The following is a 25,634-nucleotide window of genomic DNA, read 5'->3' on the forward strand; positions in this document are numbered from 1 at the left end:
CAGGTTCCCGGGCCGGGTAGGGCGCGATGATGTGGCCCCGGTCAGGGCTCGGCGTGCAGGGCCGCCATCTCGGCCTCCATGACGACCTCCTCGTCGGCGTCGAGGCGCACGTGGGCCAGCAGCGCGACCAGCACCCGCAGCGCCGAGGTGGCACGCTCCCCCCACGAGGAGAGATAGCTGAACTGCCACCACCACAGGGCCTCGGTGCTCGCTCCGGACTCGAAGTGCCGCAGACCGTGCGAGAGGTCGGAGGCGATCGTCACGACGTCGTTGGACAGGCTGCCGCTCACGACGTGGCCGAGCAGCACCGGGTCGGGCACCTCGGCATACTCGTCGAGACCGGCCAGCAGGGTCGCCAGCCCGTCGTGCAGCAGGTCGAGGTCGGGGTCCGGGCCGTGGTCCGGCTCGAAGCGCTCGGCCGGCACCACGTCGACCATGGCGCCGAGGCGCGCCCCGGCCAGCTGCACCTGGGACAGCGCCAGCAGCAGCAGCGGCAGCACCGCCTGGGGGGCCTGGCCGGTGGACACCTCACGCACCGCCAGCAGGTAGGTGCGTGCCTGCTCGGCCGTCTCGTCGGCGAGCCCGGACAGCTCGTGGCGCAGCGCCTTCTCCGCGCTCTCGTCGGTGTCATCCATGATGTGCCCGTGCCTTCCCGGCCCTGGTTCAGGCCTCGATCAGCCGGCGCCCTTCGAAGGCGCGGCCCAGCGTCACCTCGTCAGCGTATTCAAGATCGCCGCCCACCGGCAGCCCCGAGGCCAGGCGGCTGATCCGCACGCCCATGGTGCGCAGCAGGCGCGCGAGATAGGTCGCGGTGGCCTCGCCCTCGAGGTTGGGGTCGGTCGCGATGATGACCTCGGTGACGTCGCCGTCGGCCAGCCTGGTGACGAGCTCCTTCACCCGCAGGTCCTCGGGGCCCACCCCGCCGATCGGGTTGATGGCCCCGCCGAGCACGTGGTAGCGCCCACGGAACTCCCGGGTGCGCTCGATCGCGACGACGTCCTGCGACTGCTCGACGACGCAGATGAGCGCCGGGTCGCGACGGGGGTCCAGGCAGATGCGGCACTGCGTCGCCTCGGCGACGTTGCCGCAGGTCTGGCAGAACTGCACCCGCTCCTTGATCTGCTGCAGGGCCTCGGCGAGCCGGGTGACGTCCTCCGGGTCGGCGGACAGCAGGTGGAAGGCGATGCGCTGGGCGCTCTTGGGACCGACCCCGGGCAACCGCCCCAGCTCGTCGATCAGGTCCTGGACCACACCTTCGTACACACCCACGACTGTATGCGGCGGGGTCGCCGTTCGGCGAACGCCACCCCGCCGGGGCCGGGCCGGTCTCTCACAGCGGCGTCTCGGTCGGGCGCTGGTTGTAGTCGGGGGCCAGCTCCTGGCCGCTCATGGCGTGCACCGCGGCCTGGATCTCGTCGGTGACCGCGCGGCGGGCCTGACCGGCCGGCACCCCTGCGTACCGCTCCGTGAAGGTCAGCGGCGCGCCGAACTCCACCCGGAACCTGCGGACCCGCGGCAGCCGGGCGCCGACCGGCTGGAGGGTGTCGGTGCCCGTGAGCGCCACCGGCACCACGGGGCACCCGGTCTCCAGCGCCAGCCACGCCACCCCGGTGCGGAACCGGTAGAGGCGCCCGTCGCGCGAGCGGGTGCCCTCCGGGTAGATCCCGAACGCCCCGCCGGCGCGCAGGTGGGCCAGGGCGAGGTCGAGGGACTCCTGCGCCGCCCGGGCACTGTCCCGCTCGACCGGGATGGAGCCGATGGCCGTGAACCAGGTGCGGCTGACCCAGCCGTTGAGACCGGTGCCGGTGAAGTACTCCGCCTTGGCCAGGAAGGCGACCTGGCGGGGCGCGGTCAGCGGGATGGCCACGCTGTCGGCGAAGGAGAGGTGGTTGCTCGCCAGGATCACCGGGCCGCTGAGCGGCACGTTCTCGGCGCCGATGACCTCGGGCCGCCACAGGGCGAGGGCGGCCGGGCGCACGGTGAAGTGCAGCAGTCGGTAGAGCATCTCGTCCTTCCTCAGCGTGCGCTGTCGTCGTCGACCGCGATCACCGTACCGCCGAGGACACTCTCGATCACCGGCTGACCGACCGCGCTCGAGGTCTGCAGGTCCTCGTCGTCGGCCTCCGGCGTGTCAGGTGCCGCAGCAGGGCGCGGGGCGGCGGGGCCTGCGGCGCTGACGGCCACGGGCTCGGCCCCGCTGACGGCCCACGCAGGCGCGTCGCCGGAGGCGCGCCGCTCCCAGTCCTCCTCCGGCGGATCGGCCGGCGGTGGCTCCTCCATCGGTGGCGGCCCGTCGTGCGGGACGCCACGGCCCGTGGTGCCCCGGCTGCCGCCCTGCTGTGCCTGGCCGCCGGCCGGCGCCTCGGCGCCCCGGGCCGGCTGGGACGGCCGACCTCCCTGCGACGGCTGGGTCCGGCCTCCCCGGGGTGCCTGCTGTCCCTGTCCGGGCGCGGTCCGGGCGTCGCCGGACACAGGCGGCCCCGTCCCGCGGCCACCGCGCCGCGCGTCGGGTGCTGCCTCGGCGCCCGGGCTCACCCTGCTGTCGACCCGCGTGTCCAGCCCGATGGCCTCGATGAGGGCCTGACGCACGACCTCGGCGTGGTTGCCCCGCCGGAAGGTCTCGGCCTGGCCGGGTGTCGCGATCTCCAGGAGCAGCCGCTCGCCGTCGTAGTCGACCACCTGGGTGTTGACGGACACGAAGCTCCAGGTCACCCGGCGGATGCCCTTGACGGCGTCGAGCACCTCGGGCCAGTGCCGTCGCACGGCGTCGGTGTCGAGGTGCCCCGGGCCGGGGGCGGCCTCCGGGGTGGCCACCGGCTCGGCCGGGGGCTGCACGACCTCGGGGGAGACCTGCTCCGACTGGGACACGGGGCGCGGTGGCTCGGCGGCAGGCTGCTCCTGAGGACGCTCCGGCTCGGGTCGCATCTGCTCGGGGCGCGCCGGCTCGGGGCGCCCCTGGTGAGGATGCGCCTGCACGGGACGGCCCTGCTGAGGATGCTCCTGCTCGGGTCGGTCCCGGCCTCCGCCCGCCCGTGGCTCCGCGCGCGACGCAGGTGCACCGGCCGTCGGCGAGGAGCCGCCGGGACCCCCGGCGGCCAGCCGGCGCTCGATGCGGTCCAGGCGTGCGGCATACCCCTGCTCCCCCGCTGCCGCGGGCAGCAGCAGGCGGGCGCACACCAGCTCCAGGAGCAGCCGGTAGGACACCGCCCCCGTCATCTCGGCCAGCCCCCGGCTCACGATGTCGGCACACCGCGTCAGCGAGGCCGTGCCGTAGGCCGTGGCCTGGTGCCGCATCCGCTCCACCTGGTCCTCCGGGACGCCCGGCAGCAGGCCCCCGATGCGCTCACCGACCGCAGAGACCACGATGAGGTCGCGGTAGCGGTCCAGCAGGTCCTCCACGAACCGGCGCGGGTCGTGGCCCGACTCCATGACCTTGTCCACCTGCCGGAACACGCCGGCGGCGTCCTGCGCGGCCACGGCGTCGACGACGGCGTCGAGCAGCTCCAGGTCGGTGAAGCCCAGCAGCGCGGCCGTGCGCTCGTAGGTCAGGCCCTCGTCACCGGCGCCGGAGATGAGCTGGTCGAGCACGGAGAGCGAGTCACGCACCGACCCACCGCCGGCCCGGGTCACGAAGGAGAGCACGCCCGGCTCCAGCTGCACCCCCTCGGTGGCGCAGACCTGCTCGAGGTAGGTCGTGAGCCGCTGCGGCGGCACGAGGTGGAAAGGGTAGTGGTGGGTGCGCGACCGGATCGTGGACAGCACCTTCTCGGGCTCGGTCGTGGCGAAGATGAACTTCACGTGGGGCGGTGGCTCCTCGACGACCTTGAGCAGGGCGTTGAAGCCGTGCGAGGTCACCATGTGCGCCTCGTCGATGATGTAGACCTTGTAGCGCGCCTGGGCGGGCCCGAAGGCAGCGCGCTCGCGCAGCTCGCGGGCGTCGTCCACACCCCCGTGGCTGGCAGCGTCGATCTCGATGACGTCCACCGACCCCGCGCCCCCTCGGGCGAGCGCCACGCACGACTCGCACTCCCCGCACGGCTCGGGCGTGGGGCCCTGGGCGCAGTTGAGACAGCGCGCCAGGATGCGCGCGCTGGTGGTCTTGCCGCAGCCGCGCGGCCCGCTGAACAGGTAGGCGTGGTTGACCCGGCCGGTGCGCAGCGCCTGCATCAGCGGCTCGGTGACGTGCTCCTGCCCGATGACGTCGGCGAAGCTCTCGGGCCGGTAGCGGCGGTACAACGCGGTGCTCACGACACCGACCCTAACCGCCGCCACCGACCCCGGCGTCCGTCACCCACAGGCCGCCAGGTCAGGGCTTCAGCCCACCCGCAGCACCGTCATCCGGTGCGCCGCGCGGGTCAGCACGACGTAGAGCACGCGCGCCCCGCCCGGTGACTCCCGCACGATCTCGTCGGGGTCCAGCACGACCGTCGCGTCGTACTCCAGACCCTTGGACGACAGCGGGTCCACCAGCACGACCCGCCCGTCGTGAGCCGTCACCACGGGAGCCGCCACGCTCCACCAGCGCTGGGGGCTGATGACCGCGATGGAGCCGTCGACCTCCTCCAGCAGCCCGGCGACGGCCTGCGAGGCCTGAGGGACGAGGTCCTGCGCCGTCACCGTCCGCTCGACCGGCAGGTGACCGGTCTCGCGGACCGCGTCGGGGATGTCCGCGTCCGGCACGTGCTCGCGGATCATCGCCTGCGCCAGGTCGAAGATCTCGCGGGCGTTGCGGTAGTTGGTGCTCATGTGGAACGCGCGCCGGGGTGCGGAGCCGAAGGCCTCCTCCCGGGCCCGGCTCGCCTCGGGCAGGTCCGGCCAGGAGGCCTGCGCCGCGTCGCCGACGACGGTCCAGGAGGCCCAGCGCCCGCGCCGGGCCAGCATCCGCCACTGCATGGGGGACAGGTCCTGCGCCTCGTCGACGAGCACGTGGGCGAACTCGTCGGCCGGCGTGACGCGCGAGGCCAGCAGCCGCTCGCGCGGGTCGTGCGACACCCGCTGGTATGCCGTGCGCTGCCCGTCCGCGTCCAGCGCGAAGTCGCCCTCGTCGGGCACGATGCGTCCGGTGCGCAGCGCCGGGACGCCGTGCTGTCCCACGTCGTCGAGCTCCTCGATCTCGTAGAAGCCCCGCTCCTCCTGCGGCAGGTCGACGACCGGGCCGAGGCGGGCTGCGAGCTCGTCCACCAGCGCGATGTCGGCCACCGACCACTCCCCGGTGCGCAGCGCGACCTGCAGGGACCCGGCCACCAGCCCGGCCTCCTCGGGCGTGAGGTCACGGGCCCCGACCCGGCGCGCCGTCGTCTCGTCGGCCAGCCACAGCAGCACCTCCCGGGGGTCGACGGGCCGCCACCACGCGCGGGTGAAGGCCTCCACCTCGGAGGAGTCGGTGAACTGGTCGATGAACTCGTCGCGCTCGCCCTGGCGCACCTGCAGCCAGGTGCGCTCGGCGAGGGCGCGCACCGCCGCGTCGTGGGAGCTGTTGCGCTGGTGGTGGCGCAGCACCTGCCGGCGCACGCGCTCGAGCTCGTCGGCCTCCAGACGCACGGCGTGGCCGGCCACGAAGCAGCGCAGCACGGTGGGTGCGTCGGGGGCGGGCTCGCGCACGAGGCGGGACAGCACCGGCCGCATCCGCAGCGAGCCCTTGACGGCTGCCGCAGCCGGGGCGTCGTTGCGGGTCGCGGTGATGCCGCCGACGACGTCACCCACCGAGCGCAGGGTGACGCTCTCCTCCCCCAGGGAGGGCAGCACCCGCTCGATGTAGGCGGTGTAGGCCGCCGAGGGGCCGACCACCAGGACCCCTCCGGACTCGAAGCGCCGCCGGTCGGAGTAGAGGAGGTAGGCCGCCCGGTGCAGGGCCACCACCGTCTTGCCGGTGCCCGGGCCGCCGGTGATCTCGGTGACCCCGCGGGCAGGGGCGCGGATGGCCTCGTCCTGGTGCTGCTGGATCGTCGCGACGATGTCGCGCATGCGCTGGCCGCGGCTGCGGGTCAGGGCCGCCATGAGGGCGCCGTCGCCGACGACCACGATGTCGTCGGGGGCCTCGGCCACCATCAGGTCGTCCTCGACCCCGACGACGGTCTCCCCGAGGCAGCGCAGGACGCGCCGGCGGACGACGCCCTGGGGGTCGACCGGGGTGGCGCGGTAGAACGGCGCCGCGGCGGGGGCGCGCCAGTCGACGACCAGCGGCTCGTAGTCGTCGTCGCGGACCCCCAGCCGCCCGACGTAGCGCAGCTCGCGCTCCGCCTCCGGCCCGGGGTGGTCGAGGTCGAGACGGCCGAAGACGAGACCCTCGTGCTGGCCCTGCAGGGAGGCACGGCGGCGGGTCGCGTTGTAGACCAGGGCGTCGCGCTCGAACAGGCCGGCCATCTCCTCCTCGCGCGGGTCGCCGGTGCCCTTGCGCTCCGTCTGGCCACGCGCCATCCCCTCCGCGTGCACCAGGTCGACCCGGGCGGCCGCCTTGGCCAGCTCGGTGTAGACCCGGTCGACGTGAGCCTGCTCGTGGGCGATCTCGGCCGCCACCGCAGCCCGCACCTCGGCACTCACCAGCATCCATCCTCTCCGACGGTGGGCCGCCGGTCACGGGCCGGCGCACACAGAACCCCCTATGCTACCGAGCGCCGAAGGCGCCACCGACCGCTGGTGGCAGGGCCCCGTGCGTCCGGCTCAGATCCAGCCCCGGCGCACCGCCTGCACCCCGGCCTGGAAGCGGGTCGTGGCCGTCAGCCGGTTCATCAGGTCGCGCACCCGACGCTCCACGGTGCGGGTCGAGATGCCGCAGTCCCGGGCGATGACCTGGTCGGACAGGCCGGTGGCCAGCAGCGCCAGGATGCGACGGTCGCGGGCGTCCACCGAGTGCGCGTGCAGGTGGCCGCTGCGGTCCATGATCGAGGTGAGCGGCACGGCCTCGCCCCACACGATGCCGACCCAGCCGTGCACGGCGGCCACGATGTTGGGCCGGCGGGCCTGGAAGGAGCCGTCCCCGTCCGGGTCGCTGCCGCACAGGTCGAGCACGACGACCTCCTCGTCGCTGAGGACGCCGCTGAAGGCGAGCCGGTTGATGACCCGCACCTGCCTGCCGAGGGAGAGGTGCCGCTCCAGCTCCGGCAGCACCCCCGGCACCTCCAGCACCGGCCGGTCGACCAGGATCCCGACCTGCACCCCCGGCCGGAGCACGACCTCCCCCGCTTCCGCCGGCGGCTGCAGCAGCCGGCGCGCCGGCTCCGAGGCACCCACGACCCACCACAGCCGACGCTCGGAGCGCTCGACCATCGTCCGGGTGGCCAGGGCCACCGCCTCCGCGGAGCCCAGCAGCTCCAGGCCCTCGTCGGCCGCAGGACCGGCCTCCTGGGTGGCCTGCTGCCACATCGCCGAGAGGTTGGCTGCGCTGGCACGCATCTCGCGTGCGTCCTGCTCCATCCGGTCGGCCCAGCGCTGCAGGGCGGGCTCGGGGGCGTTCACCTCCCACGCGTCCGGCCCCGCGGACGAGACCAGCCCGCGGGCGACGAGCAGGTCGGCCGCCAGGCGGACCTTGCGCTCGGGGATGCCCATCTGCACGAGCATCTCCAGCGTGGGGTGGCCGAGCCGGATCATGGACACGTAGACGTGGCGGGCGAGGTCGTCCGGCGACCCCGTGTCGTGCTGCCCCGCGCCCGCTGCCATCGCTGGCCCCACCCTCTCGTCATGCCACTTCAGGCCGCCATCATGACGGATCGCCGTCATTGACGATGATCCGACACCTGACATCTTGGCGCAGAGGTGCTCGTCGTGCCACAGTGCTCATACCGGCGTTCGCGCCGGAGATGAGGATCGTGCGAGTCGCCGTTGAGACCCCCCTCCCGACAGGCTGACCCTGCCTCATCGTTGTGGCCCTCCTGGGGGAAAGCCCCCCCTGCCTCCCAGGAGGGCCACACTCATGTCCGGCGCTAGGGTCGTCGGTGTGAAGATCCTGGTGGTAGGTTCCGGTGCCCGCGAGCACGCCCTGGTGCGTGCCCTCCTGCTCGACGCCGAGGTGGAGGCGGTGGTCGCCGCCCCCGGCAACCCCGGCATCGCCGCCGTGGCCACGTGCCTGCCGGGGGTGAGCGACCCCACCGACGCGAGCGCGGTGGTGGCGGCCGCCCGGGAGCAGGCCGTCGACCTCGTCGTCATCGGCCCGGAGGCCCCCCTGGTCGCCGGGGTCGCCGACGCGGTCCGCGACGCGGGCTTCGCCTGCTTCGGCCCCTCGGCGCAGGCCGCGCGGCTCGAGGGCAGCAAGTCCTTCGCCAAGGAGGTCATGGCCGCTGCGGACGTGCCCACCGCCCGGGCGCACGTGTGCACCACCGTCGGGGAGGTGCAGGAGGCGCTCGACGCGACCGGCGCCCCGTATGTCGTCAAGGAGGACGGGCTGGCCGCGGGCAAGGGCGTCGTCGTCACCGACGACCTCGCGGCAGCGCTGGAGCACGGACGCTCCTGCCTGGCCAAGCCGCACGGACGCGTAGTCGTCGAGGACTACCTCGACGGCCCGGAGGTCTCGCTGTTCTGCATCAGCGACGGCACGACGGTCGTGCCCCTGGAGCCGGCGCAGGACTTCAAGCGCATCGGCGACGGCGACGCCGGCCTCAACACCGGCGGCATGGGCGCCTACAGCCCGCTGCCCTGGGTGCAGGAGCAGGTGCCCGACCTGGTCGGCACCATCGTCTCGCGGGTCGCGCAGCCGACGGTGGCCGAGATGCGCCGCCGCGGCACCCCGTTCGCCGGGGTGCTCTACATCGGCCTGGCCCTCACCTCGGCCGGCCCCCGGGTGGTGGAGTTCAACGCCCGCTTCGGCGACCCCGAGACCCAGTCGGTGCTCGCCCGGCTGCAGACCCCGCTGGGCGGCCTGCTCCAGGCCGCCGCGACCGGCACCCTGGGCGAGCTGCCGCCGCTGCGGTGGCGCCCGGAGAGCGCGGTGACCGTCGTGCTGGCGGCACAGGGCTACCCCGAGGCACCCGTGCTCGGGGCGGCGGTGGACGGCACCGAGCTGGTGGAGGACCAGGTGCCCGACACCCATGTGCTGCACGCCGGCACCCGGGTCGACGACGAGGGCGTGCTGCGGGCCGCCGGCGGCCGGGTGCTGTCCGTGGTCGCCCTCGGGCACGACCTGCACCAGGCCCGCGAGCGCGCGTATGCCGGGGTCGACCTCGTCGCGATGAAGGGCTCCCAGCACCGCACCGACATCGCCGCCCGGGCCGCCGAGGGCCGGGTACAGGTGCCCTCCGCGGGCGAGGACCACGCCCGGGGCCCGGCCTCCGGGCAGGACGCGCCCTTCCTCGGCGAGAGCTACGGCATACCCGGCCACCTGCCGGTGCACTCGGGCAAGGTGCGCGACCTCTACGCCCCCCTGGACCCGCAGACCGGGCTGGTGCAGGACGACCGGCTGCTCATGGTGGCCAGCGACCGCATCTCGGCCTACGACCACGTGCTCGAGACCCCCGTCCCCGACAAGGGCGTCGTGCTGACCCGGCTGTCGCGGTGGTGGTTCGAGCGCCTGGAGGACCTGGTGCCCCACCACGTCATCGACGCCGACGTGCCGCAGGCCGCAGCCGGTCGCGGCCTCTACGTCCGACGGCTGCGGATGCTGCCGGTCGAGGCGGTCGCGCGGGCCTACCTGACCGGCGGGGGCCTGGCGGAGTACACCGCCACCGGAGCCGTCAGCGGCGTCCGGCTGCCCGAGGGCCTGGTCGACGGGTCGCGGCTGCCCGAGCCGGTCTTCACGCCGTCGACCAAGGCCCCGCAGGGCGAGCACGACCGGCCGATGACCTTCGAGGAGGTCGTCGACGTGCTGGGCCCCGAGCTCGCCGCGCGGGTGCGCGACCTCACCGTCGCCATCCTGGGCCGCGGCAACGCGGTCGCCGAGGAGCGCGGCATCCTCATCGCCGACACCAAGGTCGAGTTCGGGGTCGACCCGGTGGCCCTGGGGCTGGAGCGCGAGGAGGACATCGTCTGGCCGGCCCTCGACCCCGACGCGGTGCAGCTGGTGCTCGCCGACGAGGTGCTCACCCCCGACTCCTCCCGCTTCTGGCGGGCCGCGGAGTGGGAGCCCGGCCGGCCCCAGACCTCCTACGACAAGCAGGTGCTGCGCGACTGGCTCACCGGCCCCGACAGCGGCTGGGACCGGCACGCCGGCGGCCCGCCCCCTCCTCTGCCGGACGATGTCGTCGAGCTGACCCGCGCCCGCTACGTCGAGGCCTACGAGACCCTCACCGGGGAGCGCTTCGAGCGTCCTTGAGCACCCGCACGGGTCGATAGACTCGAGCACGACTTCTCCCCCCGACCTAGGAGTGGCGGCCCGTATGGGAACTGTCGTCGTCGATGTCATGCCCAAGCAGGAGATCCTGGACCCCCAGGGCCAGGCCGTGGTCGGGGCGCTGCGGCGCCTGGGCCAGAGCCGCTTCTCCGACGTGCGCCAGGGCAAGCGCTTCACGCTGCAGGTGGAGGGCGAGGTGACCGAGGAGGTGCTCGCGGCGGCCCGCGAGGCCGCCGAGACACTGCTGAGCAACCCCGTGATCGAGGACGTCGTGTCGGTCCGCGAGCTCGTCGAGGGCGAGGTGGCCTCCTCGTGAGGGTGGGCGTCGTCACCTTCCCCGGGTCGCTGGACGACCACGACGCGCAGCGGGCCGTCGAGCTGGCGGGGGGTGAGGCCGTGCCGCTGTGGCACGGCGACACCGACCTCGGCGGCGTCGACGCCGTCGTCCTGCCCGGCGGGTTCTCCTACGGCGACTACCTGCGCTGCGGTGCCATCGCCCGCTTCGCACCGGTGATGGACGTGCTGGTGCCGGCGGCCCGCGGCGGGCTGCCCGTGCTCGGCATCTGCAACGGCTTCCAGGTGCTGTGCGAGTCGCACCTGCTGCCCGGGGCCCTGGTGCGCAACGACCACCAGCAGTTCGCCTGCGTCGACCAGCGGCTGCGCATCGAGCGCGTCGACACCGCCTGGACCGGGGACTTCGCCCAGGACGAAGAGGTCACCATCGTGCTGAAGAACGGTGAGGGTGCCTTCATGGCCGACGAGCACACCCTCGACGCGCTGGAGGGCGAGGGCCGGGTCGTCGCCCGCTACCTCGGCCCCAACCCCAACGGGTCGCGCCGGGCCATCGCCGGCATCAGCAACGAGCGGGGCAACATCGTGGGCCTCATGCCGCACCCCGAGCACTGCGTCGAGGAGGGCTACGGCCCCGGGCTGGACGGCCTGCCCTTCTTCACCTCCGTGCTGCGGGCGGTGGTCGACGCATGAGCGGGCCCACGGCATACCAGGTCGACCACGTCGAGCGCGCCGCGCAGACCCCGGACACCACGCAGCCCTGGGCCGAGCTGGGCCTCAAGGAGGACGAGTACGCCCGCATCCGCGAGATCCTCGGCCGCCGGCCCACCAGCGCCGAGCTGGCGATGTACTCCGTGATGTGGTCCGAGCACTGCTCCTACAAGTCCTCCAAGGTGCACCTGCGCCAGTTCGGCGAGAAGACGACCGCCGCGATGCGCGAGCACCTCCTCGTCGGCATCGGCGAGAACGCCGGCGTCGTCGACATCGGCCACGGCTGGGCGGTCACCTTCAAGATCGAGAGCCACAACCACCCCAGCTACATCGAGCCCTACCAGGGCGCCGCGACCGGGGTCGGCGGCATCGTGCGCGACATCATGAGCATGGGTGCCCGGCCGCTGGCGGTGATGGACCCGCTGCGCTTCGGCGCCCTCGACCACCCCGACACCGCGCGCGTGCTGCCCGGGGTCGTGGCCGGCGTCGGCGGCTACGGCAACTGCCTGGGCCTGCCCAACATCGGCGGCGAGATCGCCTTCGACCCGTGCTACCAGGGCAACCCGCTGGTCAACGCCCTCTGCGTGGGCGCCATGCGGGTGGAGGACATCCACCTGGCCAGCGCCTCCGGCACCGGCAACCTGGTCGTCCTCTTCGGGGCGAAGACCGGCGGCGACGGCATCGGCGGCGTCTCCGTGCTCGCCTCGGAGACCTTCGACTCCACCGGCCCCACCAAGCGGCCCGCAGTGCAGGTCGGCGACCCGTTCGCCGAGAAGGTGCTCATCGAGTGCTGCCTGGACCTGTATGCCGCCGGGGTCGTCGCCGGCATCCAGGACCTGGGCGGCGCGGGGCTCAGCTGCGCGACCAGCGAGCTCGCCTCCAACGGCGACGGGGGCATGCGGGTGCACCTGGACCGGGTGCCGCTGCGCGACTCCTCCCTGTCGCCGGAGGAGATCCTCATGTCGGAGTCGCAGGAGCGGATGATGGCGATCGTCGAGCCCGCACGGCTCGAGGAGTTCATGGCCGTCGCCCGGCGCTGGGACGTCGAGGCGACCGTGCTCGGCGAGGTCACCGACGGCAGCCACCTGGAGATCTTCTGGGGCGAGGAGCTCATCGTCGACGTGCCCCCGCGCTCCGTGGCCCACGACGGCCCGGTCTACCACCGCCCGCTGGGGCGGCCGGCATACCTCGACGCCCTGCAGGCCGACACCACGGCCGGGCTTCCCCGGCCGGCCACCGAGGGCCTCGGCCGGACGCTGCTCGACGTGCTCGCCTCGCCCAACGTCTGCGACCCCGCGTGGGTCACCCGGCAGTACGACCGCTACGTGCGCGGCAACACTGCCCAGGCGATGCCGGACGACGCCGGCGTCGTGCGGGTCGACGAGGAGACCGGGCAGGGGGTCGCGGTCGCGACCGACTGCAACGGACGCTTCGCCCAGCTCGACCCGTATGCCGGGGCGCAGCTCGCGCTGGCGGAGGCCTACCGCAACGTCGCCGTCAGCGGTGCCCGGCCGCTGGCCGTCTCCGACTGCCTCAACTTCGGCTCGCCGGAGGACCCGGGCGTGATGTGGCAGTTCGCCGAGGCCGTCACCGGCCTGGCCGACGGCTGCGCACAGCTCGGGGTGCCGGTCACCGGTGGCAACGTCTCGTTCTACAACCAGACCGGTGACACCCCGATCCACCCCACCCCGGTGGTCGCCGTGCTCGGCGCGATGGACGACGTCTCCCGGCGCAACCGGTCGGGCTGGCAGGACGAGGGGCTGACGCTCCTGCTGCTCGGCACGACGGCCGACGAGCTCGACGGCTCCGTCTGGGCGCAGGTCGCCCACGGCCACCTCGGCGGCCGGCCCCCGCGGGTCGACCTGGCGGCCGAGCAGCGGCTCGCCACCGTCATGGTCGAGGCCACGGCCCGCGGCCTGGTCGCCGCGGCACACGACCTGTCCGAGGGGGGCCTGGCGGTCGCGCTGGCCGAGGGCGTCCTGCGGCACGACGTGGGGGCGACGGTCTCGCTGGCCGGTCTGCGCTCCCGCGACGGCGTGGACTCCTTCACCGCCCTCTTCAGCGAGTCGGGTGCGCGCGCCCTCGTCGCGGTGCCGGACCCGGACGTCGCGGCCTTCGAGGCGCTGTGCGAGGAGCACAGCCAGCCGGTGCTGCGCCTGGGGACGACAGACGGCACCTCGATGCACGTGGAGGACACGTTCGAGCTGGGCGCCTCCACGCTGCGCGAGGCGCACACCGGGGTCATCGAGGCCGCCCTGGCGCGCGACGTCACGCCCCGGCACGCGGCGACCGGCCGGGCGACGGGCGAAGGACGCCGTGCGTCCGGGTCGTGAGCAGGCCGTCGCCGTCGCTGCGCTCGCACTCGGCGCGGCGGTCGTCGTGCTCGGTCTGCTGGACCTGCCCGGCGCGGCACTGGCAGCGCTGACCCCGCTCGTCCTCGGCGCCCTGCTGCTGCAGCTCCTGGCGCGCCGCTGGCAGCGGAGCACGGCCACGGCGCTGAGGTCACTGGCCCAGGAGCACCGTGAGACCGACCGCCGGCTGGACGGTGTGACCGGTCCCGTCACCGAGCAGGTGGAGGCGGTGCGCACATCGCTGGAGAGGCGGCTCGACGCGACGGCGGAGCGGCTGGTCAGCAGTGCCGCGCACGAGCGGGTGGCAGCCGCGGACCGGCACCTCGAGACAAAGGCTCGGCTCCGGTCCCTGGCCGCGGGCCCCGGGATGCCGGGTGACAGCGGTGCGGCCGACAGGCTGCGCACCCAGGTCGCCCTGGTGCACGCGGTCAGCACCACCCGGCCACGTCTTGTGGTCCAGTGCGGCAGCAGTGAGTCCACGGTGGCCCTGGCACTGGCGGTGCAGGCCACCCGCGCCGGTCGCGTGGTCACCCTGGAGCACGACCCGACCCGGGCCGCCCGGGTGCGCGCCCGGCTGCAGCAGGAGGGGCTCGCCGACGTGACCGAGGTGCGGGTCTCCCCGCTGCGGGCGGTGAGCACCGGCGACGCGTCGCACCGGTGGTACGACCCCGCCGTCCTCGACGACCTGCACGACATCGGCCTGCTCCACCTCGACCTGTCACCCCAGGACGGCCACGGGGACGAGGACGGCGGGCCGGACCACGGCCCGGCGGTGCCGCTGCTGCTCCAGCGGTGTGCGGACGGGGCGACCCTCGTCGTCGAGGCGTCCCGCACCGACGTGCACGACGTCGGGCGCCCCTGGCCGGCCGAGCACCCCACCCTGTCGCAGCACACCCGGGACGACGAGCGGCCCGTGGTGCTCGTCCACACGGCGCGCGACGACCACTGACCTCGTGGCACCCTCCAGGCCCGACCCTGCGTCGACCAGCGCTGCCCACCTCGTCCTGACGGTGGGCGACGGCGAGCGGCTGCGCCGGTGGTCGGCGGCGGCGTCGGGGACGGTCGTCGACCTGCTCACCCTGCCGGGCCGGGAGGCGCCCGTCGAGGCCGACCGCAGCGGCACCGTGACCGTGCTGGCGGAGTCGGCCAAGGCACTGCGCGCCGCCTCCCCGCTGCTGGCCCTGGTGCAGGGCGCGGCCCGCAGCTATGTCGTCGCGGTGGCCGGGCGGGCCGCGCCCGAGCTGCTGCAGCTGCCCCGCCACCACGTGCGCGGTGCCGCGGTCGTGCGGGCCGAGACCCGGACGCTCGGCAAGGACGCGTCCCTGCGCCGGGAGGTCACGGTGCTCCTGACGAGCCCGGTCAAGGTCAGGGACCTGGTCGCCGTCGTGCTCGGGGGTGGGATCGCCCCCGGGGGGCCGCCCCTGGGCGGTCTGCGGGTCGGCGTGGCCGGCACCGACGACGGCCTGCTGCCCTGGGCGTGCGGTGACCCCGGCGCCACCCACCTCGGAGCGGCACCCGACGACGAGGCTGCCGTGCCGTCGCCCGACGTCGACGTCGTCGTCACGGACGGTCCTCTCCCCCTGCGGATGCCGGCCGCCGTCCGGGTGCAGGGGCGCGCTGCGCGCCCGTCGTGGGACGACCTGCTGGGTCTGGGCCGGTCACAGCTGGAGGCGTGGCTCGCCGACCTGGACGGGGCGTCTCTCCTGCCCCCCGTGGACATCCGGGTGCTGAACCCCACCGGCTTCCGGGTGGACGCGGACGGCGGGGTCGGCGAGGTCGTCCGGACCGGCCCCGGGCGCACGGTCGTCACCCGGGGTGACCGCGGCCCGGTGCGGGTCGACGAGCGCGTGGGGCTGGACGAGCGGGTGGTCGCGGCCGTCCGTGGCCTGCGCCTGGTCACCGACGCCCCCGCAGCCCACCGGGGCCCGGTCGAGCACGCGGCCTTCCTGGTGGACGCTGCCGCGGCCGGTCTGCCCGTCGTCACGGCGGAGCCGCCCGACCTCTCGACCCGGGCCCTCGTCGGGCCGCAGCTCGCGGCCGTGCTGCGGTCCACGACGGCAGCCGGAGACCTCGAGGACCCGCTGGAGCGTGAGCTCTACTGCACCGCGCTGACCCGCACCGCCCTGCAGCAGCACGGGCCACGGGCCCGCTGGAGCGGGCTGACGACCCGGCACGGCCTGCTGGCGCCTCCTCGGGTCTCGGTGGTCGTGGCGACCAAGCGCCCGCACCAGCTGCCCGCGATCCGCCGGCAGCTGGCGGGCCAGGACTGGCCCGACGTGGAGGTCGTGCTGGGCCTGCACGGCTTCGACCGTGACCATCCGGAGGTCGTGCGCTTCGAGCAGGCGTTCACGGGCGACCTGGCCGTGGTCCCGGTCGGCGCGGAGCGGATGTTCGGCGAGGTGCTCGACGAGCTCAGCGCCAGGGCGACGGGGCACTACATCGCCAAGATGGACGACGACGACTTCTACGGCGTCCACCACCTCACCGACCTCGTGCACGCCGCCGAGCACTCAGGGGCCGACCTCGTCGGCTGCGGCGCCGAGTTCGTCTACCTCGAGGAGGTCGACGTGACCGTGCGCCGCCAGCGGGCGCAGGGCTACCGCTTCGTGGGGCAGGTGCCCGGCGCCGCGCTGATGCTGGCCGCCGAGACCCTCCGCTCGGTCGGCGGCTGGCGGCCGGTCGCGCACGGGCTCGACACCGCCCTGGCCCGGTCCGTGGTGAGCGCCGGCGGCAGTGTCTACCGCACCCACGGCGTCGGCTTCGTCGTCTTCCGCGGCGCGCAGGGACACACCTGGGACCCCGGTGTCGACTACTTCCTGAAGGGCCACGAGCAGCACTCCGGCTTCGCCCCGCCCCGTGGAGTGCTGGGGGCACCACCGGCCCGCACCCGCCCTGGCACACCCGCTGACGCGGACACCTGACCTCCCGCGCCGACCCGCGCCCCCGGCATACCAGCTCACGCGGGCGCCTGACCCCCCAGGCGGGTGACCTCGCCCGCGGACGTGCCTCAGTCGGCGCCGAGCAGGCTGTGGCGCTGGATCGTCTGGGTGCGCCCGGGGCCCACGCCGATCGCGGACACACGGGCGCCGACGAGCTCCTCGACGCGCAGCACGTAGCGCTGGGCGTTGGGCGGCAGGTCATCGAACGTGCGGCAGCCGGAGATGTCCTCGGTCCAGCCGGGCAGCTCCTCGTAGACCGGCTGCGCGTGGTGGAAGTCCGACTGGTTGACCGGCATCTCGTCGTGCCGGGTGCCCTGCACGTCGTAGGCCACGCACACGGGGATGGTCTCCAGCCCGGTCAGCACGTCGAGCTTGGTGATCACGAAGTCGGTGACGCCGTTGATGCGCGTGGCGTAGCGGCCGACCACCACGTCGAGCCAGCCGCAGCGGCGGGGCCGCCCGGTGGTGGTGCCGAACTCGGCGCCGGTCTCCCGCAGGAAGTCGCCGTCGGCGTCGTGCAGCTCGGTCGGGAACGGCCCCTCGCCGACCCGGGTGGAGTAGGCCTTGAGGATCGCGATGACCCGGTCGATGCGGGTGGGCGCGACACCGGACCCGGTGCACGCACCACCGGAGGTGGCGTTGGAGGAGGTGACGAACGGGTAGGTGCCGTGGTCGACGTCGAGCAGGGTGGCCTGGCCCGCCTCGAAGAGCACCGTCTCACCGCGGTCGACCGCGGTGTTGAGCACCAGCGCCGTGTCGGTCACCATCGGCCGGATGCGCTCGGCGTGCCGCATCAGCTCCTCCATGACCTCCTCGACGGCCACCGCACGACGGTTGTAGATCTTGAGCAGCACCTGGTTCTTGACCTCCAGGGCCGCCTCGACCTTCTGCCGCAGGATGGACTCGTCGTAGAGGTCCTGCACCCGGATGCCGACCCGGTTCATCTTGTCGGCGTAGGTCGGCCCGATCCCCCGGCCGGTGGTGCCCAGCCTGCGCTGGCCCAGGAAGCGCTCGGTCACCTTGTCCAACACGCGGTTGTAGGGCGGTATGACGTGCGCGTTGGCGCTGATCAGCAGCTTGGAGGTGTCGACCCCGCGGGCCTCCAGTCCGTCCAGCTCCTCGATGAGCACGGCGAGGTCGACGACCACGCCGTTGGCGATCACCGGGGTGCACCCGGCCGTCAGGATGCCGCTGGGGAGCAGGTGCAGCGCGTACTTCTGGTCACCGATCACGACGGTGTGGCCGGCGTTGTTGCCGCCGTTGAACTTCACCACGTAGTCGACGCTGCTGCCCAGCAGGTCGGTGGCCTTGCCCTTGCCTTCGTCGCCCCACTGGGCGCCGACGAGCACGATTGCCGGCATGGATCGACACCCCTTGTCTCGGAAACGGTCGGGGCCACACTATCGGTGCCGGGCCGTCCTCCCCGCCCCCGCCGGACCCGGCCTACTCGAGCGTCCCGAGCCGCCCCAGCGCGAGGCCGAGCTGGAAGCGGGTGTCCACGCCGTAGTCGTCCATCAGGTCGGCCACGCGGCGCCGGACCGTGCGCAGCCCCAGGCCCAGCTGGCGGGCGATGGCCTCGTCCTTGAACCCCAGCGCCAGCAGCTCCAGCATCCGCCTGGTCTGCGCCGTGGTGTCCGCGTGGTGGACCGGCTCGGCACGCCGCCAGAGCTCGTCGAAGAGCGCCAGGAAGACCTGCACGACCACCGGCGAGCGCACGAGCAGGAAGTCCTCTAGCGGGACCACGCCGTGGCTCACGACCACCGCGGCGTCACCGAAGGCGGCGAACTCCACGGGGACGTGCTCCAGGTAGCGCTGCCGCTCCCCCGAGGCGGCGCGCTCCTCGAGGTAGGACACGCCCGCAGGGTCGGTGAGCACGCCGAGCCCGAAGATCGACCGGTGCTCCCGTCCGGCCGCCAGCGACGCCTCGCGCTCACTGCGCACCAGGGGGTCCAGACCCGGCCCGGCGCCGACCTCGGCGTTCACCTGGGCGATGGTGCCGGTCGAGGTCCGGGCCAGCACCTGTAGCACCTCCGGCACCCGGGCCGAGGTGACCTCCTCGAACATCGGCACCCTGGGCCCGCTCAGCTCCAGACCCTTGCGGTAGTCCGCCTCGAAGCCGGAGAGCGACTCCCGCAGGCTCAGCAGCTGCTCCCGCCAGGCGTCCAGGTCGGCCTCGGCGCGGGAGAGCAGCCGGCCGACCCCGGCGCGAGGGTCCTCGGCACGGGGCCGACCCTCGGGGTCGACGTGGACCAGGCCCAGGTCACGCAGCACGGTGAGGGTGGCGCGCGCGTGGTCAACGGGCCAGCCGAGGTCCTCGGCGTGCTCCTCGACGGGCGCGGGCAGCGACCGCAGGACCCTGCGGTAGAGCGCGCGGGCCTCCTCCGGTAGGTCACCGAACGGTTGAGCATTCACCTACGGCAACTTACTGCCACTGGCATGCACGGGTCACCATCAGGCGTCGTTGTGTGCTTGCATAGGTCCCGCCGGGTAGTACGCAGGGGACGCGAGGCCTGGCATGTCAGGGGGTGGGAGCGGCGCTGGACCCAAGGGTCCGGCGCCGCTCCCGCACGTGCGGGGGTCGGAGTGCGGGAGCCGGGGCCCTCAGACCCCCAGCTCGCGGGCCGCGTCCGCCGACGACGCGTGCAGGAAGTCGGCGCAGCGACGCCACTCCTCCTCCTCGCCGATGCGCTGGGCCGCCCGGGCCAGGGCGGCCAGCGCACGCAGGAAGCCGCGGTTCGGCTCGTGGGCCCACGGGACCGGGCCCTGACCCCGCCAGCCGGCGCGACGCAGGGCGTCCAGCCCCCGGTGGTAGCCGGTGCGGGCGAAGGCGTAGCCCTCCAGGTCCAGCCCGTCCTCCAGGGCGCCCTCGGCCAGCACCGCCCAGGCCAGGCTGGAGCCCGGGTAGGCCACGGCGACGTCGCGCGGGTCCACCCCCTCCTCGAGCCGGGCCGAGGCCGGGTCCACCGGCAGCTCGGTGCTCGGGATGCCGAGCAGGTCGCCGGTCACTGGTGGGTGCCGGCGGAGCGGAGGTTCTCGCAGGCCTCGACGACGCGAGCGGACATCCCGGCCTCGGCCTCCTTGCCCCAGGCGCGCGGGTCGTACATCTTCTTGTTGCCGACCTCGCCGTCGATCTTGAGCACGCCGTCGAAGTTGCGCAGCATGTAGCCCGCCACCGGCCGGGTGAAGGCGTACTGCGTGTCGGTGTCGACGTTCATCTTCAGGACGCCGTAGTCGACGGCGGCCGAGATCTCCTCGGCGGTCGAGCCGGACCCGCCGTGGAAGACGAGGTCGAAGGGCCGCTTGTCCTCGGCCAGGCCGAGCTCGCGGGCCGCGGCCGACTGGGCCTCGCGCAGGATCTCCGGGCGCAGCTTGACGTTGCCCGGCTTGTAGACGCCGTGCACGTTGCCGAAGGTCAGCGCCGTCAGGTAGCGGCCCTTCTCACCGGCCCCAAGGGCCCGGATGGTCGCCACGGCGTCCTCGGGCGTGGTGTAGAGCTGCTCGTTGATCTCGTTGGCGACACCGTCCTCCTCGCCCCCGACCACGCCGATCTCGACCTCGAGGATGATGTGCGCCGCAGCGCTCAGCTCGAGCAGCTCCTCGGCGATCTGCAGGTTCTCCTCCAGCGGCACGGCCGAGCCGTCCCACATGTGCGACTGGAAGTAGGGCAGCCCACCGGACGCCACCCGCTCGGTGGACGCGGCGAGGAGCGGCCGCACGAAGCCGTCCAGCTTGTCCTTGGGGCAGTGGTCGGTGTGCAGGGCGATGTTGACGTCGTACTTCGTGGCGACCTCGTGCGCAAAGGCCGCGAAGGCCAGCGAGCCGGTCACCATGTTCTTGACCGCCGGGCCCGAGAGGTACTCCGCCCCACCGGTGGAGACCTGGATGATGCCGTCGCTGCCGGCGTCGGCGAAACCGCGGATCGCGGCGTTGAGGGTCTGGCTGGAGCTGACGTTGATGGCCGGGTAGGCGAACGAACCGGCCTTGGCCCGGTCCAGCATGTCGGCGTAGACCTCGGGGGTGGCGATGGGCATGGGTCCTCCTCGATGGTGCCCCGGCGCTAGCAGCCGGGTGCGGCGTGCGGCTCAGTCGCCATGCTTCCACACCTGACGTGGCGCCAGCGAGAACCCCTGCGGCAGCTCCAGCCGGTGCGCGCGCAGGAGCTCCTCGTCGGCCAGGACCTGCGTGGTCGGCCCGTCGGCGACGACCACCCCGCCGGACAGGACCACCGACCGCCCGCACAGCTCTGCGGCATACGGCAGGTCGTGGGTGACCATGAGCACCGTGATGTCGAGGGAGCGCAGGATCTCGGCCAGCTCCCGGCGTGAGGCGGGGTCGAGGTTCGAGCTCGGCTCGTCCAGCACCAGGATGTCCGGCCGCATGGCCAGGACCGTGGCCACGGCCACCCGGCGGCGCTGCCCGAAGGACAGGTGGTGCGGTGGCCGGTCCACGACGTCGAGCATCCCGACAGCAGCCAGCGCCTCGTGCACCCGCTCCTCCAGCGCCGCTCCGCCCAGCCCGAGGTTGGCCGGGCCGAAGGCCACGTCGTCGTGCACCGTGGGCATGAAGAGCTGGTCGTCGGGGTCCTGGAAGACGATGCCGACGCGGCGACGGACCTCCGCGAGGTGCTCCTGCGTGACGGGCAGGCCGGCGACCCGCACCGAGCCGGCCCCGGCCAGGAGGATGCCGTTCAGGTGCAGCACCAGGGTGGTCTTGCCGGCGCCGTTGGGGCCCAGCAGGGCCACCCGCTCGCCGGGTCGCAGGGCCAGGTCGACCCCGTAGAGCGCCTGGCGGCCGTCCGGGTAGGCGTAGGCCAGGCCGCGCACCTCCAGGACCGGCTCCCCCGTGGCAGGGTGCGCGGGGCTCGGCTCGCTCATGGGGTCACCTCACCACACGTATGCCGTGAGCAGGACCAGCAGGGCGGCCCCCGGCAGGGCAGCCGCCCGGGCGAGCTGGGACGCGTCAGCCGGCTGGGACTGCGTCAGGGGCAGCCGCCCGGCATACCCCCGCGACAGCATCGCGAGGTGCACCCGCTCCCCGCGCTCGTAGGACCTGATGAACAAGGACCCCGCGCTGCTCGCCAGCACCGGCCAGGCCCGCAGGCCGCGGCCGTGGAATCCCCGGGACTCACGGGCGATGCGCATCCGATGCATCTCCGCCCCGACGACCTCGAGGTAGCGCAGCATGAACGACAGGATCTGCACCATGAGGGCCGGCATCCGCAGCCGCTGCAGACCGGCCACCAGGTCACGCCCCTCCGTGGTCGTCGCGAGCACCAGGGCCGCCAGCACGCCCAGCGTGCCCTTGGCCACGAGGGTCCAGGCGGCGAGCAGCCCCGGCTCGGACAGGCTGAACGGGCCGACGTCCACCCGCTCCCCCGTCGCGATGAAGGGCAGCAGCAGCGCGAAGACCAGGAACGGCACCTCGACGACCATGCGGGGCAGGATGTAGGCCGGAGGGACGTGTGAGAGCGCGACGACACCCAGCAGCAGGGCGAGGTAGGCGCCGAACGCCCAGAGCTCGGTGCCCGGCGTCGCCACGACGACGACCACGAAGGCCAGCAGCGCCGCGATCTTCAGGTGCGCCGGCGTGCGGTGGACCACGGAGTGGCCGTGGTAGTGCAGCAGGTGCCCGTGCGGGGCGCCCACCTCAGTCGCGGTCCGCCCCGCGGCGGCGCAGCAGCCACACCAGGGCGAAGGTGACGGCGCCGGTGACGGCCACTCCCACCAGCCCGGCCAGGCCGACGGAGAGCCGCTCGTCCTCGACCCCCGCGGTGCCGTAGTCGGCCAGCGGGGAGCCGGCGACGGCCGAGTCCTCCGCCCGGTCGATGAAGCCGACCTGCTCGGCGACGTACTCCAGGCCGTCCGGCTGCGCGGAGGCGTAGAAGCTCACCACCGCCGCGACCAGCAGGCTCACCACCAGGCCGACGACCACCAGGGCGCGGGTGGAGACCCGGCCGCGAGGCGAGGTCGTGGGGTGGGGGTCGGTGGCGGTCGAGGGGCTCATGCGGTGGCTCCTTCACGGATCTCCAGCTCGGTGGCCTGGCGGTAGGGCGCGGCGGCGAGCACGAGGTCGGGACGCACGGCCAGCACGGAGGACACCACGAGGGCCGTGATGACCCCCTCCCCGACACCGATCACGGTGTGCCACCCGACCATGGCCGTGACCAGCGTGCTGAGCTCGACGGGAGCCTGGCCGCCCACGGCATACAGCCCGACGAAGGCGAGGGCCGCGGCCGGCACCGACACCAGGCCCGCGACGAACGCCAGCGGTGGGACCAGCCCGATGCGCCGGGGCAGCACGCGCGAGAGCACCCGGAAGGTCCACCATCCCGCCCAGACGCCGACCAGCGCGATGAGCGTGATGTTGGTGCCGAGCGCGGTGAGCCCGCCGTCACCGAACAGCAGGGCCTGCACGATGAGCACCACCGAGACCACCAGCGTCGCGGTCCACGGGCCGACCAGCAGGGCCGCGAGGGCACCGCCCATGAGGTGGCCGGAGGTGCCGGCACCGACCGGGAAGTTGACCATCTGGCCGGCGAAGACGAAGACGGCCGTCAGACCGGCCAGGGGTGCCGTCCGGTCGTCCAGCTCGCGGCGTGCCCCGCGCAGCGCGAGGGCGATGCCGCCTGCCGCGACAGCACCGGTCGCGGCTGAGGTGGCGAGGTCCAGGAATCCGTCGGGGACGTGCATGCGCCCCACGTTACTGCAAACTATTTGCAATAAGGAAGGTCGCTCAGGGGACCTGTCCGTAGACGTGCCGCCGCACCCAGGCATGCATCGCGACGGCGGCTGCCGCTCCCGCGTTGACGGAGCGCGTGGACCCGAACTGGGTGATGGACAGCACCTGGTCGGCGGCCTCGAGCGCCTCGGCGGTCAGCCCCGGCCCCTCCTGCCCGAACAGCAGCACACAGCGGCGCGGCAGGTCGGTGGTCTCCAGCGGCACGGCGGCCGCAGTGTTCTCCAGCGCGATGATGGGTGTGCCGTCCGTCGCCGCCCAGGACACCAGGGCGGCGACGTCGGCATGGTGGTGCTCGTGCTGGTAGCGGTCGGTCACCATCGCACCCCGGCGGTTCCACCGCCGACGTCCCACGATGTGGAAGGCCGCCACGTTGAAGGCGTTGGCCGTGCGGATGACCGAGCCGATGTTGAAGTCGTGGCCCCAGTTCTCGACGGCGACGTGCATCTCGTGCCGCGACGTGTCCAGGTCGGCCACGATCGCCTCGTGCCGCCAGTAGCGGTAGCGGTCGACGACGTTGCGGCGGTCACCGTGCTCGAGGAGCTCAGGGTCGAGGTGGGCCGGCAGCTGTCCGGCAGCGTCGCTCGGCCACGGGTGCGGGTGCGGGTCGACGCCCACCTGGGGCCGTGGGCCTGTGGGGTCCTCGCTGTCCTGCACGGAGGCCTCCCTCGGTCGCTGACACCCGAGCGGCGCCCGGGACAGTGTGCCACTCCGCCGTGCATGCGTGGCTCCTGTCCGCCCGTGGCACTACGGTGGCAGGTAGAGGCGCCGGAGCCTGTGGTGCGGCGCCGCCCACGCGACGGTCGACGTCGCGTGAATCGACGAGAACGGATGACGACATGAGTGGAATGCAGTGGTTCCTGATCATCCTGCTGGTGTTGCTGATCGGTGCGGGCATCTTCCTGCTGACGCGCAAGCCGTCCGGATCGCAGGCCTCCGACACGACAGGCGCACCGGTGCGGGACGACCAGGTGGGCCGCCCCGGCTCCGGCGAGCAGGTCGCCGGCGGAGCTGCGGCAGCGGGGCCCGGTCAGCGTGAGGTCCCGCCGCGGGCCGAGGTGTTCGACCAGGAGGCAGCCCCAGGGGCGGCCCCGGTCGGGCACGAGCCGGCACCGGCGGCGACGGACGCGGAGGCCTCCTACACGGACACCGCCACGGGGGAGGACGTGCCCGTGCACGACGACGTGGACCACGGCCCGGCCGCGGAGACGACCGACACGGCAGGCCAAGGCGATGTCGGCGACGACCTGGGCCACCGTCCCGTGATCGACGTCGAGGACAGCTCGCACGTGGATGACACGCACGTCCAGGACACGCACGTGGACGACACGCACCACGCGGACACGACGTTCGCCGACGACACGGCACCAGCCGGAGGGGCCACCGTCGCGGAGGCACACGAGCCGCCCGTCCACCACACCGGCCCGCACGAGGGCGACAACGACCCGGGCGGTCACAGCCCCTCCCAGTCGTTCGCAGCCGGGTCGGACACCGCCCCGGCGGAAGGTGCTACGGAGCACACCGACAGCGGACACCCGGGCCCGTCCAGCCAGGTCGGGGTCGAGGCCACCTACGCACCCGGAGAGGTCGGACAGGACTCACCGGGGCCGGAGCCGGTTGTGGACGACCACCCGGCCGCTGCCCCCACCGCCGGCGAAACCGACCAGGGCCACCCCGGGGCGGGGAGCCAGCCGGCGTTCCCCAGGGAGTCGGCCGGAGTCGCCGGCTCCGGTGCGGCCGCGGCGCAGACGGCCTGGGACGACGACCACCACGACGACGTCCCGGAGGACGCGTCGTCCGCCGGGTTCACCGACACGACCACCGACACGACCACCCACACCACCGCTTCGGACACGACCGGCACAACAGCGGCGCCGGTCGTCGGAGCTGCGACGGGCAGCGAGATCGTGGAGGGTCCGTACGGCCCCGGGTCGGCCATGCCCGACGAGGACGGCGCCGGCCCGCACGGCTGGCAGGTCAAGGGCAACTCCGGCTCCATGCTCTTCCACACCCCGGACTCCCCCGGCTACGACAGCACCCGCGCCGAGGTGTGGTTCGAGTCCGAGGACGCAGCCCGGGCAGCCGGGTTCGCCCACTGGGACCGCAAGCGGCGCTGAGCGACCCAGGCGTCCCCGTCCACGAGGGCCCCGTCGGCACTGCCGGTGGGGCCCTCGTGCACCCTCAGATCGGCCGTTCACACGATCACAGTGGCCCCAGAGCTCACAGAGCGCGACCCGCTCGCGTGACCTGCAGAACTACAACGATGTTGTGACACAACTCACACAAAGAGGCGGCGTGTCCGCTGGCGTGAACCTGTGACTGGCGTGAAACAAGGGGTTGCACGGACGC

Annotated in this window: 22 protein-coding genes; 7 read left to right on the forward strand and 15 right to left on the reverse strand. The window is 73.8% G+C overall.

Annotated features, from left to right (window positions below; translation table 11 throughout):
- Window positions 1-41: 41 nt before the first annotated feature.
- The 6 genes from LVO85_RS03445 to LVO85_RS16640 form a co-directional block, all read right to left on the reverse strand.
- Window positions 42-635, reverse strand: coding sequence for a DUF5063 domain-containing protein (locus LVO85_RS03445; protein WP_232745987.1), 594 nt, complete (start codon window positions 633-635; stop codon window positions 42-44).
- 28 nt (window positions 636-663) lie between these two features.
- Entirely contained in the window at window positions 664-1,263 is a 600-nt protein-coding gene (gene recR / locus LVO85_RS03450; protein ID WP_232745988.1) for a recombination mediator RecR, read from the reverse strand.
- Between the two features lie 67 nt (window positions 1,264-1,330).
- The gene (locus tag LVO85_RS03455; RefSeq protein WP_232745989.1) at window positions 1,331-2,005 is read right to left on the reverse strand and encodes a lysophospholipid acyltransferase family protein; all 675 of its coding nucleotides are present in this window, start codon (window positions 2,003-2,005) and stop codon (window positions 1,331-1,333) included.
- Window positions 2,006-2,016: 11 nt separating this feature from the next.
- The gene (locus tag LVO85_RS03460; RefSeq protein ID WP_232745990.1) at window positions 2,017-4,248 is read right to left on the reverse strand and encodes a DNA polymerase III subunit gamma and tau; all 2,232 of its coding nucleotides are present in this window, start codon (window positions 4,246-4,248) and stop codon (window positions 2,017-2,019) included.
- Between the two features lie 66 nt (window positions 4,249-4,314).
- Complete coding sequence (locus LVO85_RS03465; RefSeq protein ID WP_408637665.1) at window positions 4,315-6,546, reverse strand: HelD family protein; 2,232 nt, start codon at window positions 6,544-6,546, stop codon at window positions 4,315-4,317.
- Window positions 6,547-6,660: 114 nt separating this feature from the next.
- A complete protein-coding gene (locus tag LVO85_RS16640) occupies window positions 6,661-7,656 on the reverse strand; it encodes a helix-turn-helix transcriptional regulator (protein WP_269812833.1) in 996 nt (331 codons plus the stop codon).
- Between the two features lie 277 nt (window positions 7,657-7,933).
- Between LVO85_RS16640 and purD the strand changes: the two genes are divergently transcribed.
- The 6 genes from purD to LVO85_RS03500 all read left to right on the forward strand — a co-directional run bounded on the left by purD (window position 7,934) and on the right by LVO85_RS03500 (window position 16,532).
- A complete protein-coding gene (gene purD / locus LVO85_RS03475; RefSeq protein WP_232745992.1) occupies window positions 7,934-10,240 on the forward strand; it encodes a phosphoribosylamine--glycine ligase in 2,307 nt (768 codons plus the stop codon).
- Window positions 10,241-10,304: 64 nt separating this feature from the next.
- Window positions 10,305-10,574, forward strand: coding sequence for a phosphoribosylformylglycinamidine synthase subunit PurS (gene purS / locus LVO85_RS03480; RefSeq protein WP_232745993.1), 270 nt, complete (start codon window positions 10,305-10,307; stop codon window positions 10,572-10,574).
- Window positions 10,571-11,242: a phosphoribosylformylglycinamidine synthase subunit PurQ gene (gene purQ / locus LVO85_RS03485; RefSeq protein ID WP_232745994.1), complete on the forward strand. Its 672-nt coding sequence runs from the start codon at window positions 10,571-10,573 to the stop codon at window positions 11,240-11,242. The genes purS and purQ overlap by 4 nt, the downstream gene beginning before the upstream one ends.
- A complete protein-coding gene (gene purL, locus LVO85_RS03490) occupies window positions 11,239-13,593 on the forward strand; it encodes a phosphoribosylformylglycinamidine synthase subunit PurL (protein ID WP_232745995.1) in 2,355 nt (784 codons plus the stop codon). The genes purQ and purL overlap by 4 nt, the downstream gene beginning before the upstream one ends.
- Window positions 13,577-14,560 (forward strand): O-methyltransferase, encoded by a 984-nt coding sequence (locus LVO85_RS16935; protein WP_232745996.1) that lies wholly within the window; start codon window positions 13,577-13,579, stop codon window positions 14,558-14,560. The genes purL and LVO85_RS16935 overlap by 17 nt, the downstream gene beginning before the upstream one ends.
- Before the next feature lie 4 nt (window positions 14,561-14,564).
- Window positions 14,565-16,532: a glycosyltransferase gene (locus LVO85_RS03500; protein WP_232745997.1), complete on the forward strand. Its 1,968-nt coding sequence runs from the start codon at window positions 14,565-14,567 to the stop codon at window positions 16,530-16,532.
- 86 nt (window positions 16,533-16,618) lie between these two features.
- Here LVO85_RS03500 and LVO85_RS03505 read toward each other — a convergent pair whose 3' ends face one another.
- The 9 genes from LVO85_RS03505 to LVO85_RS03545 all read right to left on the reverse strand — a co-directional run bounded on the left by LVO85_RS03505 (window position 16,619) and on the right by LVO85_RS03545 (window position 23,942).
- Window positions 16,619-17,911 carry an adenylosuccinate synthase gene (locus LVO85_RS03505; RefSeq protein WP_232745998.1) on the reverse strand — a complete coding sequence of 431 codons (1,293 nt, stop codon included), beginning with the start codon at window positions 17,909-17,911 and terminating at the stop codon, window positions 16,619-16,621.
- A gap of 82 nt (window positions 17,912-17,993) precedes the next feature.
- Entirely contained in the window at window positions 17,994-18,962 is a 969-nt protein-coding gene (locus LVO85_RS03510) for a hypothetical protein (protein ID WP_232745999.1), read from the reverse strand.
- Between the two features lie 189 nt (window positions 18,963-19,151).
- Window positions 19,152-19,556 (reverse strand): DUF3151 domain-containing protein, encoded by a 405-nt coding sequence (locus LVO85_RS03515; protein ID WP_232746000.1) that lies wholly within the window; start codon window positions 19,554-19,556, stop codon window positions 19,152-19,154.
- Window positions 19,553-20,581, reverse strand: coding sequence for a class II fructose-bisphosphate aldolase (gene fbaA, locus LVO85_RS03520; RefSeq protein WP_232746001.1), 1,029 nt, complete (start codon window positions 20,579-20,581; stop codon window positions 19,553-19,555). Before fbaA ends, LVO85_RS03515 begins: the two co-directional genes overlap by 4 nt.
- Before the next feature lie 51 nt (window positions 20,582-20,632).
- Window positions 20,633-21,424, reverse strand: coding sequence for an energy-coupling factor ABC transporter ATP-binding protein (locus LVO85_RS03525; protein WP_232746002.1), 792 nt, complete (start codon window positions 21,422-21,424; stop codon window positions 20,633-20,635).
- Between the two features lie 9 nt (window positions 21,425-21,433).
- Window positions 21,434-22,195 (reverse strand): cobalt ECF transporter T component CbiQ, encoded by a 762-nt coding sequence (gene cbiQ / locus LVO85_RS03530; protein ID WP_232746003.1) that lies wholly within the window; start codon window positions 22,193-22,195, stop codon window positions 21,434-21,436.
- Window position 22,196: 1 nt separating this feature from the next.
- On the reverse strand, window positions 22,197-22,553 hold the full coding sequence (locus LVO85_RS03535) for a PDGLE domain-containing protein (RefSeq protein WP_232746004.1): 357 nt from the start codon (window positions 22,551-22,553) through the stop codon (window positions 22,197-22,199).
- Complete coding sequence (locus LVO85_RS03540) at window positions 22,550-23,239, reverse strand: energy-coupling factor ABC transporter permease (protein ID WP_232746005.1); 690 nt, start codon at window positions 23,237-23,239, stop codon at window positions 22,550-22,552. The genes LVO85_RS03535 and LVO85_RS03540 overlap by 4 nt, the downstream gene beginning before the upstream one ends.
- Before the next feature lie 43 nt (window positions 23,240-23,282).
- Window positions 23,283-23,942 carry a TrmH family RNA methyltransferase gene (locus LVO85_RS03545; protein WP_232746006.1) on the reverse strand — a complete coding sequence of 220 codons (660 nt, stop codon included), beginning with the start codon at window positions 23,940-23,942 and terminating at the stop codon, window positions 23,283-23,285.
- Between the two features lie 182 nt (window positions 23,943-24,124).
- Between LVO85_RS03545 and LVO85_RS03550 the strand changes: the two genes are divergently transcribed.
- Window positions 24,125-25,402: a sunset domain-containing protein gene (locus LVO85_RS03550; protein ID WP_232746007.1), complete on the forward strand. Its 1,278-nt coding sequence runs from the start codon at window positions 24,125-24,127 to the stop codon at window positions 25,400-25,402.
- The last annotated feature ends 232 nt before the right edge of the window (window positions 25,403-25,634 follow it).

Origin of the sequence: Ornithinimicrobium sediminis (assembly GCF_021272345.1) — a bacterium.
Taxonomy (GTDB): Bacteria; Actinomycetota; Actinomycetes; order Actinomycetales; family Dermatophilaceae; genus Ornithinicoccus; species Ornithinicoccus sediminis_B.